16 protein-coding genes and 1 other RNA gene are annotated in these 13,724 nt (G+C 61.9%); 7 read left to right on the top strand and 10 right to left on the bottom strand.

The window, feature by feature from the left end; genetic code table 11:
- Positions 1 to 98: 98 nt before the first annotated feature.
- Positions 99 to 530: a GNAT family N-acetyltransferase gene (locus PG898_RS05065; protein WP_171269249.1), complete on the top strand. Its 432-nt coding sequence runs from the start codon at positions 99 to 101 to the stop codon at positions 528 to 530.
- Positions 531 to 691: 161 nt separating this feature from the next.
- Here the strand turns inward: PG898_RS05065 and ssrA are convergent.
- Together ssrA and smpB are read right to left on the bottom strand one after the other, a co-directional pair.
- Positions 692 to 1,051, bottom strand: a transfer-messenger RNA (tmRNA) gene (ssrA, locus tag PG898_RS05060).
- A 122-nt stretch (positions 1,052 to 1,173) separates the two neighbouring features.
- Positions 1,174 to 1,662, bottom strand: coding sequence for an SsrA-binding protein SmpB (smpB, locus tag PG898_RS05055; RefSeq protein WP_041206169.1), 489 nt, complete (start codon positions 1,660 to 1,662; stop codon positions 1,174 to 1,176).
- A 240-nt stretch (positions 1,663 to 1,902) separates the two neighbouring features.
- On the opposite strand from smpB, the gene PG898_RS05050 reads away from it, so the two are divergent.
- Both PG898_RS05050 and PG898_RS05045 read left to right on the top strand, forming a co-directional pair.
- Positions 1,903 to 2,337: an SRPBCC family protein gene (locus PG898_RS05050; RefSeq protein WP_043133123.1), complete on the top strand. Its 435-nt coding sequence runs from the start codon at positions 1,903 to 1,905 to the stop codon at positions 2,335 to 2,337.
- On the top strand, positions 2,330 to 2,689 hold the full coding sequence (locus PG898_RS05045) for an RnfH family protein (RefSeq protein WP_171269231.1): 360 nt from the start codon (positions 2,330 to 2,332) through the stop codon (positions 2,687 to 2,689). Before PG898_RS05050 ends, PG898_RS05045 begins: the two co-directional genes overlap by 8 nt.
- A 97-nt stretch (positions 2,690 to 2,786) precedes the next feature.
- On the opposite strand, the gene PG898_RS05040 is transcribed toward PG898_RS05045, so the two are convergent.
- Complete coding sequence (locus PG898_RS05040) at positions 2,787 to 3,422, bottom strand: NAD(P)H-binding protein (protein ID WP_270824350.1); 636 nt, start codon at positions 3,420 to 3,422, stop codon at positions 2,787 to 2,789.
- A 127-nt stretch (positions 3,423 to 3,549) separates the two neighbouring features.
- Positions 3,550 to 3,888, bottom strand: coding sequence for an outer membrane protein assembly factor BamE (locus PG898_RS05035; protein ID WP_171269229.1), 339 nt, complete (start codon positions 3,886 to 3,888; stop codon positions 3,550 to 3,552).
- A 703-nt stretch (positions 3,889 to 4,591) separates the two neighbouring features.
- Here PG898_RS05035 and udp point away from each other — a divergent pair.
- A complete protein-coding gene (gene udp, locus PG898_RS05030; protein ID WP_025326293.1) occupies positions 4,592 to 5,347 on the top strand; it encodes a uridine phosphorylase in 756 nt (251 codons plus the stop codon).
- A gap of 129 nt (positions 5,348 to 5,476) precedes the next feature.
- Here the strand turns inward: udp and PG898_RS05025 are convergent, their stop codons facing one another.
- Complete coding sequence (locus PG898_RS05025) at positions 5,477 to 6,172, bottom strand: RluA family pseudouridine synthase (RefSeq protein WP_171269228.1); 696 nt, start codon at positions 6,170 to 6,172, stop codon at positions 5,477 to 5,479.
- A 208-nt stretch (positions 6,173 to 6,380) separates the two neighbouring features.
- Between PG898_RS05025 and rihA the strand changes: the two genes are divergently transcribed.
- Both rihA and PG898_RS05015 read left to right on the top strand, forming a co-directional pair.
- Positions 6,381 to 7,316 (top strand): pyrimidine-specific ribonucleoside hydrolase RihA, encoded by a 936-nt coding sequence (gene rihA / locus PG898_RS05020; protein WP_171269227.1) that lies wholly within the window; start codon positions 6,381 to 6,383, stop codon positions 7,314 to 7,316.
- 29 nt (positions 7,317 to 7,345) lie between these two features.
- Positions 7,346 to 7,816 (top strand): hypothetical protein, encoded by a 471-nt coding sequence (locus PG898_RS05015; RefSeq protein ID WP_041206165.1) that lies wholly within the window; start codon positions 7,346 to 7,348, stop codon positions 7,814 to 7,816.
- 75 nt (positions 7,817 to 7,891) lie between these two features.
- On the opposite strand, the gene PG898_RS05010 is transcribed toward PG898_RS05015, so the two are convergent.
- The 3 genes from PG898_RS05010 to PG898_RS05000 form a co-directional block, all read right to left on the bottom strand.
- Positions 7,892 to 8,188 (bottom strand): winged helix-turn-helix domain-containing protein, encoded by a 297-nt coding sequence (locus tag PG898_RS05010; protein WP_171269226.1) that lies wholly within the window; start codon positions 8,186 to 8,188, stop codon positions 7,892 to 7,894.
- Positions 8,185 to 8,715 (bottom strand): DUF1523 family protein, encoded by a 531-nt coding sequence (locus tag PG898_RS05005; RefSeq protein ID WP_005325768.1) that lies wholly within the window; start codon positions 8,713 to 8,715, stop codon positions 8,185 to 8,187. The genes PG898_RS05010 and PG898_RS05005 overlap by 4 nt, the downstream gene beginning before the upstream one ends.
- Positions 8,716 to 8,873: 158 nt before the next feature.
- Positions 8,874 to 10,496 carry a methyl-accepting chemotaxis protein gene (locus tag PG898_RS05000; protein ID WP_171269225.1) on the bottom strand — a complete coding sequence of 541 codons (1,623 nt, stop codon included), beginning with the start codon at positions 10,494 to 10,496 and terminating at the stop codon, positions 8,874 to 8,876.
- 163 nt (positions 10,497 to 10,659) lie between these two features.
- Here PG898_RS05000 and PG898_RS04995 point away from each other — a divergent pair, with 163 nt between their 5' ends.
- Positions 10,660 to 11,292, top strand: a complete 633-nt coding sequence (locus tag PG898_RS04995) for a LysE family translocator (RefSeq protein WP_171269224.1) — start codon at positions 10,660 to 10,662, stop codon at positions 11,290 to 11,292.
- A gap of 76 nt (positions 11,293 to 11,368) precedes the next feature.
- Here PG898_RS04995 and PG898_RS04990 read toward each other — a convergent pair whose 3' ends face one another.
- Together PG898_RS04990 and PG898_RS04985 are read right to left on the bottom strand one after the other, a co-directional pair.
- Entirely contained in the window at positions 11,369 to 12,577 is a 1,209-nt protein-coding gene (locus tag PG898_RS04990; RefSeq protein ID WP_171269223.1) for a cation:proton antiporter, read from the bottom strand.
- Positions 12,578 to 12,602: 25 nt separating this feature from the next.
- Positions 12,603 to 13,706, bottom strand: a complete 1,104-nt coding sequence (locus PG898_RS04985; RefSeq protein ID WP_171269222.1) for a beta-N-acetylglucosaminidase domain-containing protein — start codon at positions 13,704 to 13,706, stop codon at positions 12,603 to 12,605.
- Positions 13,707 to 13,724: the final 18 nt, after the last annotated feature.

Here is a 13,724-nt window from a genome sequence, read left to right as displayed (position 1 = left end):
CCATCACGTATTCAAGGGGGTCCAGATTGCCGATTTGACAGCGCGGCGGGATCCATCGAGAGTGGGAGGCAGTGAGCAGGCAAATCAAGGATGTCTTCATGATCAGAATGATGCGAGATGCAGATGAACCCATGCTGGCGCAACTGTTCCTCAAGGGAAGGCGACAGGCCTTTCATTGGGTCGAGCCCTCCCTGTTTAGGCTGGAGGATTTTGCCGAGCAGACCCGGGGTGAGCAGATCTGGGTGGCAGAGAAGGGCGGCACCCCCTGCGGATTTGTCTCCATCTGGGGTCAAGACAGCTTCGTGCATCACCTCTATGTGGTGGCCGACTGGCATGGCCAGGGAATGGGGCGAGCCTTGCTGGCCGCCGGGCTCGCCGGACACAAACCCCCGGCATCCCTCAAGGTGGCCACCCGCAACACCACGGCGCTGGCGTTCTACCATCGTCTGGGCTGGGAAAATACGGATGAAACGGGGCACTGTGACATCACGGGGCCCTGGCGCAGGCTGGTCCTGACATCCGGCGACTAACCTCCCTCGCGAGGACGCCCTCTGCCACGGCAGAGGGCGGCATCAGAGCCATCCCGTCCGCCGCAGCACCCCGGACAGGCTGCCAGAGCCGGCTCAGAGACATGAACGCAATCCATAAAAAAAAAAGGCCACTTCCTGCGAAGTGGCCTTTTCCAAACGTTTGGTGGAGCTGGGGGGATTTGAACCCCCGTCCAAAATTACTACATCCTCGGTACTACATGCTTAGTCACTCTTTACATTCGCCAACACGCTGCGGAGAGACACGCCACGCATTGACTAGCTCGATTGGTTTTAATGCTTCCGCCCCGAGCAGGACTTCCACACGATCCTGTGAAGGATGACCTTCCAATTCCCTAGGACACAGGCAAGCTAGGGGAGAAGGGCTCAGCGCAGGTTATTAAGCTGCGAGTGCGTAGTTTTCGTCGTTTGCGACTATTTTTTTGCGGTTTGTTAACGAGGCCTACCGCACCTCGGCATGCACCTTGGGTTTCGTGAATCTTGTCGAATCCAGAATCAGCCCCAAGTTGTCAAAAGCGATTGTACGCAAAAATCCTGCCATGGCAAGGCGTTGATGGCAATCGACCGGCATGGGCCGGTCGATTGCTGGTTTATTGGTCGCCCCACGGGCGCTGGCGGCGCACAATCAACCGCGGTTCTTGTTCTTCATGATGCGGGCCTTCTCACGGTCCCATTCCCGGGCCTTGGTGTCTTCCCGCTTGTCGTGTTCTTTCTTGCCTTTCACCAGGCCGATCTCGACCTTGACCCAGCACTCTTTCCAGTAGAGCGCCAGCGGCACTATGGTGTAGCCCTGGCGGGCAACCAGGCTCTCGAGCTTGTCGAGTTCACGGCGGCTCAGCAGCAGCTTGCGGGTGCGAGTCGGGTCACACACCACGTGGCTGGAGGCGGCGTTCAGCGGCAGGAAGCTGGAGCCGAACAGGAAGGCTTCGCCCTGCAGGAAGATGACATAGGCTTCGCTGATGTTGGCCTTTCCCGCCCGCAGGGATTTGACTTCCCACCCTTGCAGGGACAGGCCGGCTTCCACGCGCTCTTCGATGAAGTACTCGTGACGGGCGGTTCTGTTGAGTGCAATGGTGCTGGACCCGGCTTTGTTTTTACTGTTTTTTTTGCTCATGACGGGGGCCTTCGGCAATGTTTAGGAAGGCGCATTATACGTGGGTGGCGGCGGCTGTAAAACGCGCAACCACTCGAGTGGCGGCTTTGTGAGCAGTTCGGTGATGTTTTTGGTTGGCAAGGTGACGTAAAGCTGGTCATCAGGGGCGGCAATTGCGCGCGTGGCGGTCAGGTGAGCAGTTTCGGCGGTGATTTTGGCTGGCAAGGTGATAAAATTGGCCCGATTGGATGAGGAAAGCCCATGCCCCGTATTACTCGCAGTGCCCTGGTGATGTTCAGCGCGGAACAAATGTTCCGTCTGGTCAATGATGTTCACGCGTATCCCGAGTTTCTGCCCGGCTGTGTCGGCAGCCGCGTTCACGAGACGGGTGAGGATTACATGATGGCCTCGGTGGATGTGGCCAAGGCTGGCATCGCCAAGACCTTTACCACCCGCAACCTGCTCGATGCCAACCGCGCCATCAAGATGGAACTGGTGGAGGGCCCCTTCAGCAAGCTGGCGGGCTGGTGGACCTTCACGCCGCTGGACGTGGATGCCTGCAAGGTGGAGTTTGATCTCGACTTTGAATTTACCTCCAAGCTGATCGAGCTGGCCTTTGGCCAGATCTTCCGCGACCTGGTGGGCTCCATGGTGCTCGCCTTCTCCAACCGCGCCAAGGTGGTCTACGGTGTCTGATCTGCTCAATATCGAAGTGGCCTATGCCCTGCCTGAGCGGCAAAACGTGCTGTGCATCCGGGTGGCCCCGGGCACCAGCGTGCTGGCCGCCATCGAGCAGTCCGGCATAGTGCAGAAACATCCGGAGATCGATCTCTCGGTCAACAAGTTCGGCATCTACAGCCGTCCGGTCAAGGGCAGCGAGCCGGTGCAGGACGGGGATCGCATCGAGATCTACCGCCCGCTCATCGCCGATCCCAAGGAGATGCGCAAGAAGCGGGCCGAGAAGGCCAAGGAAGAGGGGCGGGCCGATGTGGTCACCGGCGGGCGCCCCGATGTGCACCGCAAGCGAGACGATGCCGACCCGGCCTGATGGGCTGGCAAGGGAGAACAGAAGAGGCGCCATGGCGCCTCTTTTTGATTCAGTACCGCCGCCAGGAGCCTATGGGAAGATAGAGGCCCCCGCGTCATCACAGGGTGAGCAGCCGCTCGTTTTGCACTATCTCTACCCCCTGAGCCTGGTTGGCGAGCACCGTCATGGCATGTGCCACCTGGCTCGCCTCTATGGCCTGCCAGCGCCTGAGGGGCCCCAGCAGCAGGGGCTTTATGCAGGGATAGATGGCCTGAATTATCTGCTCGGAGCGGCGTGGGGGCTGGCGATGGCCGAGCAGCATGGCGGGGCGCAGTATGACGAGTCGCTGCCACTCCTGGGCCAGCAAGGCCTGCTCCATCTCGCCCTTGGTGCGGGGATAGAGGGCGGGAGAGCGCGAATTGGCCCCCAGGCTGGAGACGACCAGCAGGCGCCGGCAGTCGTGGCGACGGGCGAGGGCGGCAAAGGCCAGCACATAGTCGTGATCGACACGGCGAAAGGCCTCATCGGAGCCGGCGTCCTTGCGGGTGGTGCCGAGGCAGCAGAAGGCCATGTCGACGGGGCCGGGTAGCGCCACCTCGTTTAGGCGTTCGAAGTCTACCGGCAGCCAGTGCCGGTTGGGGGTGGCCTCGCCCGGCTGGCGGCAGAGCAGAATCAGCTGGTGCTCAGTGCCGAGCTGGCGGATGAGGGCCTGGCCGACCAGGCCGGTTGCCCCGGCGATCAGGATCTGGCTCATGTGATCTCCTTGAGGGGATGATGAGGGGCGTTGACGTCCTTGATCATGGTTCAGGGTGTGCGCCCCTGCGAGGCTGGGCCTGAGGCCAGACAAGAGAAAACCGGCCTTGGCCGGTTTTATGATGCTGTCAGAGCGGGGTGTTGAAGGCGGCGGGGAGGGGGAAGTCACCCGTGGCGGTGGCGAGTCTGTCACCCACGAAGTTCAGGGTCAGCTCCTTGCGCTCCTTGTCACCACGACCTGGCTGGAACTCATAGAGATAGTACCAGGTGTTGGGGTCAAAGCCGTCGCGCAGCATGGGAGAACCCAGCACGAACTCGACCTGCTCGCGGGTCATGCCCTGGCGCAGCTTGTCGACCTGCTTTTGTTCCACATAGTTGCCCTGAGGAATATCGATGCGATAGACCAGGCTGCAACCGGACAGGGTGAGGGCGGTCAGGGCCGCGGCAATCAGGTGTTTCATCCGCATATCGGGTTCAGATCATCCATACAGTCTTTTTTAGCTCGGCAAATCATACCCACTCCCCGTGCGGAAGTAAAAAGCCATTGATCCTCCTGCCAATAAAAAGGGCCGCGTGGCGGCCCTGACAAACCACAGCCCCTCACATGGCGGCGCGGAAGAGGGCGACGATCTCGGCGAACGGTATCGGCGAAGCCGCAGGCCTGCTTGAGGGCGTGATCGGCCTGCACATCAAGGTCATCGACCCTGATCCCGGAGTGTGCTGCTTGTCGTTTTCCCCAGAAAGGTTTTTCATCTTTCGCGGCGGGTTACACATGGCCCTGGATGTCGCCATGATGGGTGGTCATCAAGTCGTATGCGGTACCTACATACAGCGTCAAGGGGATGATGCGAGGTCAATGGTATCTGATTGACAACTTTATGGACTCGATCGCGTACCTAAAAACCGGGGCCTGGTGGGGATTGACAAGGGCGCTTGCCTCTTGTTTGGTGTAAAAACGTTTTTCAAGAAATTCATCAGGTTAGCAAACGTTTTGCCGGTTTTTTACCGCCTCGGATGCGTGGAAGTGTGAAGCGCGTCAAGGAATTGGAAAGCGCTTTCGACCATAGTTGGCGCCTTCCCCGATGGAGGGAAACAGGCTCGAAAATACCATAAAGAATCACCTTAACTGCGCTCGGCTGCGAGGCGGCGGGATGCAACCAGGAGTCCACTATGTCTGATGTATTTCACTTGGGTTTGAAGAAAGCGGATCTGCAAGGCGCCACCCTGGCGATCGTTCCCGGTGACCCCGAGCGCGTGAAGCGCATCGCAGAGCTGTTGGATAACCCTGTGCACCTGGCCAGCCATCGTGAGTTCACTACCTGGCGCGGCGAGATGGACGGCAAGGCCGTGATCATCTGCTCCACCGGCATCGGCGGCCCGTCCACCTCCATCGCGGTGGAAGAGCTGGCCCAACTGGGTATCCGCACCTTCCTGCGCATCGGCACCACAGGTGCCATCCAGCCGCACCTGAACGTGGGTGACGTCATCGTCACCACAGGTTCAGTGCGTCTCGACGGTGCCAGCCTGCACTTCGCGCCCATGGAGTTCCCGGCCGTGGCCGACTTCGACTGCACCACTGCGCTGGTCAACACCGCCAAGGAGCTTGGCTCCACCCTGCACGTGGGTGTGACAGCCTCTTCCGACACCTTCTACCCGGGTCAGGAGCGTTACGATACCGTATCCGGCCGCGTAGTGAGTCGTTTCCAGGGTTCAATGAAAGAGTGGCAAGCCATGGGCGTGCTGAACTACGAGATGGAGTCCGCCACCCTGCTGACCATGTGCTCCAGCCAAGGCCTGCGCGCCGGCATGGTAGCCGGTGTCATCGTCAACCGTACACAGCAGGAAATCCCGAACGCCGAAACCATGGCAAGAACCGAATCTGATGCCATCAAGATCGTGCTGGGCGCCGCCCGCAAGCTGATCTGATAGCACCACAAAGAGTGGGGGGTGGGGGCCGTTGCGAAAGCGCGGCCCCTATCTTTATCCGCCGTTTGCCCTGTCCCCTTTTGCCTCTCTGTTTTCCCCTCCCAATCCGTTTGATGTCGGCCAACGTCCCTAGAAAGGAGCGGGACACTTGACGGCCATCGGCTTGCCGCTCACCGGATGCACGAAATCCAGCGCGCTGGCATGCAGCATCAGCCGTGGCGCCTGCTCACAACCCGGCAGCTCCAGACCGCCGTAGAGATCGCAGCCGAGTATGGGATGACCCAGCAGCTGGCTGTGGATGCGCAGCTGATGGGTGCGGCCTGTCTCCGGCACCAGGCTGACCCGGGTCAATGGCAAGGGCTCGCCCCTCGCGCCCTCGCGCACCAGTCGCTCCACCACCCGATAGCGGGAGCGGGCGGGCTTGCCGCTGGCGCAGATCTTCATCAGCGGGAAGATCGCCGGATCCTTGGCGATGGGCGCCTCGATCACCCCCTCATCGTCCGCCAGATGACCGCACAGCAGGGCCTCGTAAGCCTTGCTCACGGTGCGCTGGCTGAACTGCTGGCACAGCATCCCGTTGATGCCCTTGTCTCTGGCCACCACCATGAGACCTGAGGTGCCAAAGTCGAGGCGGTGCACCAGGGTGCAGCCGGGGTAATCCTGCACCAGCCGATGGTGGACAGAGTCGAGGTTCTGCGGGTTCTTGCCCGAGAGGCTGAGCAGGCCGCTCGGTTTGTTGATGAGCAGCAGGTGTTCATCCTCGAACAGGAGCTCTATTTGGGCACTGCAAGGGGGGGCGATAAAGGTATCGACGATAACAGACATGGGGCGCACGGGCTGGAAACGGGGGGGCGATCATACTCCAAGCGGTGGCGCGGGGCGAATCGGCGTGAGCTGGCCAGATCCTGCCTGGGGTGCCTGGTGGCAAGTGATTGATAATGCAGGACGACGCTGTTTTGTGACCCCTTCCCGAGTTCATTCGGCGCTGGCTTGCTAAGGTATGGCTCCCTGTCATGTCGTAAGGAGTCTCTCCATGGCGTTGCCCATTATTCTCGATTGCGATCCCGGCCACGATGATGCCATCGCCCTCATCCTGGCGCTGGCGAGCCCGGAGCTCAAGGTGCTGGCGGTGACCACCAGCGCAGGCAACCAGACCCCGGACAAGACCCTCAACAACGCCCTGCGCATCCTCACCCTGCTCGGTCGCCACGACATTCCGGTGGCGGCGGGGGCCCCCAAGCCGCTGATGCGCGAACTTATCATAGCCGACAACGTCCACGGAGAGTCGGGCCTCGACGGCCCCACACTGCCGGATCCCGCCTTTGCACCCCAGGCCATGACGGGCCTTGAATTGATGGCCAAGTGCCTGCGCAAGAGCCAGGAGCCGGTCACCCTGGTGCCGACCGGTCCGCTCACCAATATCGCCCTGCTGCTGGCGGCCCACCCCGAGTTGAAATCCAGGATTGGCCGCATCGTCTTGATGGGTGGCGCGGCGGGGGCGGGCAACTGGACCCCGGCGGCGGAATTCAATATTTATGTGGACCCGGAAGCGGCCGATATGGTGTTCAGCGCCGGCATTCCCATCACCCTGTGCGGGCTGGATGTGACCCACCAGGCTCAGGTGATGGACGAGGATATAGCGCGGGTGCGTGCCATCCCCAACCCTGTGGCCCAGTGCGTGGCGGACCTGCTCGATTTCTTCATGATCTACCATCGGGATCCCAAGTGGGGATTTGCTGGCGCGCCGCTCCATGACCCCTGTACCATCGCCTGGTTGCTGGCGCCGTCGCTCTTCCATGGGCAGGATTGCTGGGTCGGCATAGAGACCCAGGGCAGGCATACTGTTGGGATGACGGTGGTGGATCGCTACGGGCTCACCGGTAAACCGGCCAATGCGCGGGTGTTGCTGGGGCTGGACAGAGTCGGCTTCATCGATCTGCTGGTGGGGCGCCTAAGGGCGTTTGACTAAGTTCTTCGACATCGAATAAGGGGTTGGGCATGTGGAAAGGGACGTTGGCACTGCTGACATGTATGCAATTGACGGCCTGTGCCACCCCCTTCGAGAGGATGTGGCAGGGGCTGGCGACCTGCGATCTGGACGATCTCTACCTGGACAGCGAGAGCGGTGAGCCGTCCCACCCGTTGCTCAAGACCTTCACCCCCGACAAAACGTCAGACGGCTTCGCCTGGTACAAGACCCACCAGGAGCTTCATGGCCTGCCCATCACGGGTTTTCTGATCCCGGCTTCGACCTTCGAGGTGCACGCCCTGTTTGTGGATACCCCCATCGCCAATGCGCGCAGGCTGACCCACAACGCCTACGGCAGCGAGTTTGCGGATGAGCAGAAACACGACAGGGGGGAGGCTCCCCTGCTGCTGCGTGATCCTGGCAACCCCAAGCGCTCCATCATCGACTGCACCCGGGGGGAGTCGGCGGAGCCGCTGCCGGAAGAGCCCTTCCCGGAGTAGGGAAGTTCATTCTGATGACCATGAGAGAGGGGAGCCACGGGCTCCCCTCTCTTTTTATCTGTTGCCAGCTCGTCCTCAGGGATAACCCAGGGTCTGCTTGATGACAGGCAACTGGGCCTTGATCCAGTCAGGATTGATGGGTCCCCAGTCGCTGATGCGATAGTGACCCTGCAGGTGGCGGGCCCCTTCGGTCTGCTCGAAGGCGCAGCTGATGTCCAGCTCAGCCAGGGCCGTCAGGGTATCCTGGGCGGTGCGCCTGGGCATGCCGGTGGCGGCCATGATGGCGGGCACTGTGTCCGTGCCCTGGCTGATCAGGTGAGCCACGTAGAGGCGCCGGTAGAAGCTGGAGCGGGTCTTGCTCGGTTCGCTCATATCTCGTCCTCGAGACGATCGAAGTAGCGCCAGGTGGCGATGGCGGCCTTGCCCATCACCAGCGCCCAGATACCGAACCAGAACCAGCGGAAGAAGCTCCAGGTGGAGGCATCGGGCTCTGTGCTCTCAATCTTGGTGACGTTGGGGAAGAGGGAGAACATGTTCACCCGCCAGCCGTAGGAGGTGATGATGGCCAGGCGCTTCTCGAACTCCATGGACTTGGCCTTGGCCTGGACGTCGGCGGCATTGAACTTGAAGTAGAAGGGCCAGCCCCAGCCGGTGTCTTCGTTGCGGAACACCCGGATCTTCTCGCCGGGACGCTCTGTGTAGATGTAATAGACGTCGGTGATGGGACCGTCGGCCGGGTTCTTCTGGCTGATGGGACCATCCTTGTCGGTGCGCTTCACCTCGACCCCGGTGATGGTGGCGATGGTGTGTTCCGGCAGATAGAAATCGAGCCAGAGCGCGGATAGCAGGGCGATGAGGCCGAGCGTGATAAAAGCGGGTTTCTTGAACTTGAGGCTCATGGTGTTCTCTGGGTGAGGGGGAATGACGTGCCTCTACCATACCCATATTTGCGCATGCAGCCCAGCCCCTAATGGCGCCTTGTTGGCAAAAAGCCGTTTTAAACGGGAGGAAGCAGACCCCGGGGCGGGGCCCGGAGTCTGTCAACGAGAGGGGAGTATTACAGCTGGAACTGGGCGAGCTGCCTGCGCTGCTGCTCGGCGAGCTGTGACAGTTCGTGACTGGCGGCTGCGCTCTGGCTGATGCCGGCCACGTTCTGGTTCACTATCTCGTGGATGTTGGTGATGTTGCGGCTGATGTCGGCGGTGACGCAGGATTGCTCCTCGGCGGCGGTGGCCACCTGGGCATTGGCCCCATTGATCTGGTTGACCGCCTCGGTGATGCCCCCCAGCAAGTCTTGTACCTCGGCGGAGAGGCGCTGGTTGTGGCCGAGGATCTCCAGGGTCTCCTGCACGCCGCTGTTGGCCGACAGGGACTGGCTCTGCAACTGTTCTATGATGACCTGGATCTCCTTGGTGGAGTCCTGGGTCCGCGCCGCCAGCAGGCGCACCTCGTCGGCCACCACCGCAAAGCCTCGGCCGGTTTCGCCGGCGCGGGCGGCCTCGATGGCGGCGTTGAGCGCCAGCAGGTTGGTCTGCTCCGAGATGCTCTGAATCACCTCGATCACCTTGCCGATCTGCTCGGACTGGGACTTGAGCTGCGCCACCACGGTGGCGGCGTTTTCCAGGCTGCCGGTCATGCGGCCGTTGGCCTGGATGCTCTCGGCAAACAGCGCCAGCCCCTGCTCGACCCGACGGTTGGCGTCCCGCGCCAGCTCATCGGCCAGGGCGGCGTTGTGGTTGACATTGTCGGCGGTGCTGGCCAGCTCGGTGACGGCGGAAGCCACCTGCTCGGTCTCGCTGCGCTGCTGCTGGGCGTTGGCCTCGGACTGGGTCATGACGGCGGCCAGCTCGGTGGCGGCTGAGGCCACGTTGCCGCTGATGCCGGTCAGGGTCTGAATGGTGTTGCCAAGCTGGCTCAGGGTCTGGTTGATGTCCTTGGCGAGCTGGCCCAGCTCGTTGTTGCCTTCTGCCCTGGCGCGCACGTTGAAGCGGCCGAGGGCGACGGCGTGCATCACCTCCTGCAACTGGCCGATGGGCTGGACGATGCGACCGGAGAGCCACCAGCCGCCGCAGAGTGCCGCGACCAGGGTGGCGGCCATCAGCAGCAGGGTCTGCAGCAGGGTGGCGTGGTAGTGGGCCTGCTCCTGGGCGATCTCCTGCTGGATCAGCTGATTGATGTGGGCAGAGAGGGTGTCAATCTGCTTGATCAACTGCTCCCCCAGCTCGCGAAAGCGCAGCCGGGATTGCTCATAGCCGGCGGGTTCTACCCCGTCCCCGTGCTTTTGTGCCAGCAGTGGCAGCATGTTGCTGCGGGTGTGGCCGAGATAGGCCTGCAGGGCCGCCGCTACCTGGCCATTGTCCTGCTCGGCCCCGCTGATCACCAACCGGGACAAGAGGCCGTTGATCTCCTGCTCGGCGGCATTCAGCGTGCCGGGCAGCTCGGCGAAGCGGGCCTTATCGTAGAGACCGTAGATGGCGTTGGTGCGCAGCCGGTAGGTGGCGTGGATCAGCGCGGCGATGTCGTCCTTGTGACGGGTGACGCTGGCGGTGGTGTTGTTCATGTCCCTGATGGCGCCGTCGATCTCCTGCTTGCTGACCACGGCCATGAGCAGCATCAGCAGGCTGGCTAGCAGTAGCGGAATGAGAACTTGCAGACGAATGGACAGATTATTCAAAGACATGAAAGATCCTGACTCGAAAGAGGAGTAAGGCCGCATCTTACACAGGTGCGACAATCCTTGTCACAGGGTTTTTAATGCTGAATTCTTGCTGAACGCAAAGGTTTTTCTTGTGTTAAAAGAGTGTGATAGGCAAGATCGTCTGCTTGTTACCTGGAGGTGTAGTGTGTCCCACTGGATTGATCCCGCCATCTTGGCGCTCTTTGTTCCCACGTTCTTCTTTGTCTCCGTGACCCCCGGCATGTGCATGACCCTGGCGATGACCCTGGGCATGAGCCTGGGGGTGCGTCGTACCCTGCACATGATGTGGGGGGAGCTCATCGGCGTCGGCCTGGTCTCCGTGCTGTCGGTGGTCGGGGTGGCGGCCGTCATGCTCAACTATCCAGCCCTGTTCTCGGCCTTCAAGTACGTGGGCGGTGCCTATCTGGTCTGGCTCGGCATCCAGATGTGGCAGGCCAAGGGCAAGATGGCGATTCCGGCAGATCTCTCGGCCGGGCAGGAGACCAGGCCGCTTGGGCTGGCGCTGCAGGGTTTCGTCACCGCCATCGCCAATCCCAAGGGCTGGGCCTTCATGGTCTCCCTGCTGCCCCCCTTCATCAACGCGGCCAAGCCGATGGCGCCACAGATCAGCGCCCTGGTGGTGCTCATCCTCCTCATCGAGTTCTTCTGCCTGCTGCTTTACGCGAGCGGTGGCCGCACCCTGCGCCACTTCCTTGCCAGGAGCGGCAACGTGACCCTGATGAACCGGATCGCGGGCTCGCTCATGCTGTTTGTCGGCGTCTGGCTGGCCTTCGGCTGAGTGCCATCGCTGATGTGCAGCAATAAGGTAAAAATGCCACCGGTCGGTGGCATTTTTCATGAGTATCGGTTGGGGATCAGCGAGGCTTGAAGCGCTCGACCCAGGGATTGGCGGTCAGGCCGTGGAGGATGACGCTCAGGATGATGGTGCAGAGCACGGTGGCGATGATGGGGCGCTGGCCGATGAGCGCCGGCTGGTTTTGCAATACCATCACCGCGAAGACGATGCTGGCAAGGCCCCGCGGCCCGAACCAGCCGATAAAGAGCTTGAGCTCCGGCTTAAGGCCGGTACCGATGAGGCTGAGCCAGACCGGTACCATCCGCAGCAGGGTCAGGCTGGCAACGGCATAGAGCCAGTATTGCCACTGCATCAGCTCGGGCAACATGGGGAGCAGAGTGGCACCAAAGACCATCCAGATCACCACGGAGAGCAGATCCCCGTACCCCTCGCAGCTGTCCATGTAGGCGTGCTTGTGTTCACCCAGCCTGCGGCCGATCAAGAGGCCGCCCACGAAGGCGGCGATGAAGCCGCTGCCCCCCAGGGTCTGGGCCAGGGCAAAGCAGAGCAGGGCCAGTCCCGGCATGGTGAGCTGGCGCCAGAGTGGCAACTGCCAGCCGTTCAGGTAGGAAGCCTTGAGCAGCCGGATGGTGAGGCTGGTCAGCACGAAGGCGACCAGCAGACCTATGCCTATCTCCTCCAGCATCAGGGTGATGGCCAGCGTGGCGGTGCCCGCATGTTGTTCGGTGGGGGCGATGAGGGCGAGCAGCAGGAGCAGCACGGGCACACAGATGCCGTCGTTGAGGCCGCTCTCCTGATTGAGCCCTTCGCGCACCGGCGCAGGCACCACAGGGTTGCTCACCACGGCTTTGCCCAGCGCCGCATCGGTGGGGGCGAGAATGGTGGAGAGGATGGCCATCTCCAGTAGTGGCAAGTCGGGGAAGAGCCAGTGGCCGAACAGGGCCCCACAGACCAGGGTGAGGGGCAGACCGATGAGCAGCAGCCGGATAGGCAGTTGCCGGTTGGCCTGCAACACCTGCCAGTTGGTGTTGGCGGCGTCGTTGAACAGCACGATGACCAGCGAGAGCTCGGCCAGCAGCTTGATCCCTTCGCTGTTGATGGAGAGGGAGAGCAGCCCAACGCCGCCCTGCCCCAGCAGCCAGCCCACAAGCATGAACAGCAGCGGGCCGTTGACAAGACGGGATTCAAACCGCCCGGCAATCAGGCTGTAGATCAGCAAGAAGGCGGCGATCACCGCCAGATTCTGGTAAATCAGGGATGCATCCATACCCTCTCCTCAACACATAAGGGGGTCAGTCGGTCAGGCAGTCCGGATCGAACACGTATTCCCCCGCCAGCCAGCGCAGGATCTCGCCCACGCAGGCCTGATCCTGGAACGGCAGGTAACGGCTCTTGAAGTGGATGATCTGCTCCGGGGTGAGCTGGGCCAGGCCGATATCCTGGAACAGCGGCAGATCGGCCTGGATCATGGCGGAGATCTGCGGTCCGCAGGTGGCGTTGAGGGAGGCGTGCAGCGCCTTGTCCGGGTCGTACTGGCGGCCGAGTCGATAACTCATGGGCAAGGTGGCGAGCGGCAGCACCGAGAGTGCCGCCTGCTTCATGGGGTTGACCGCGTGACCGGAGGTCAGCTCCGCCAGTTCGGCGGGGCGGTTCTCGAAGGCACGCAGGTGCAGGAAGCTGCTCGCCTTGCTGCCGTCGTTGACCGGGTAGTTGTCCCACAGAAACGGCTTGCGATGCAGCCACTCGGCCACCTGTTTGAGGTGAGCCGCCGGATAGTCGCTGGAGCAGACTTTGGGACCGGTCCAGAAGATGTCAAAACGCTTGTCCAGCCCCTGGCCCAGATCGGTCAGATAGTGGGGCGGCATGGCGCCGAACACCTTCTCCAGCACAGGATCCGTCGAGTAGTAGCTGGGGCAGAAGATGAGACGGCTGGCGCCGGTGTGAGCGGCGATGTCGTGGGCTATGGTGAGCTGCCAGTGGGCGAGATCCGGGGTATCCCCCTTCATGTCGTCAAACAGCACCGCCAATATGTCGGGCTTGAGCGCCTCCTCGATGAGGCGCACCTTCTCGAGCAGGGCCGGGCGCTTGTGGGCATAGTCGTGATGGGCGCCCATGGGGCTCAGGCCCACCCCGAAGGCGAGGCCGTTATCGCGGCACTGCCGGGCCAGCTGGCTCAGGTGGGCGAGCTGTTCCTTCGGCCAGGGCTCGGCCCAGTGCTTGCGCAGATAGCCGTCTTCCTTGGGGGCATAGAGGTAGAAGCCATAACCATGGCGGGGCAGCCACTGGGCGTAGCGGGCGCGTGCCTCCCAGCTCCAGCCCTTGCCGAAGAAGCCCTCGATCAGCCCCAGTCGGGGCGAGGGAGGATACAGACCAGACAACAGGGTTTGATAAGGCATGGGTCACTCCCTTCTCGC

The organism is Aeromonas sp. QDB31 (assembly GCF_027707605.1).
Classification (GTDB): Bacteria; Pseudomonadota; Gammaproteobacteria; order Enterobacterales; family Aeromonadaceae; genus Aeromonas; species Aeromonas media.
The sequence above is the reverse complement of the archived record's forward strand: the minus strand, read 5'-3'. Positions and strand labels throughout refer to the sequence as shown.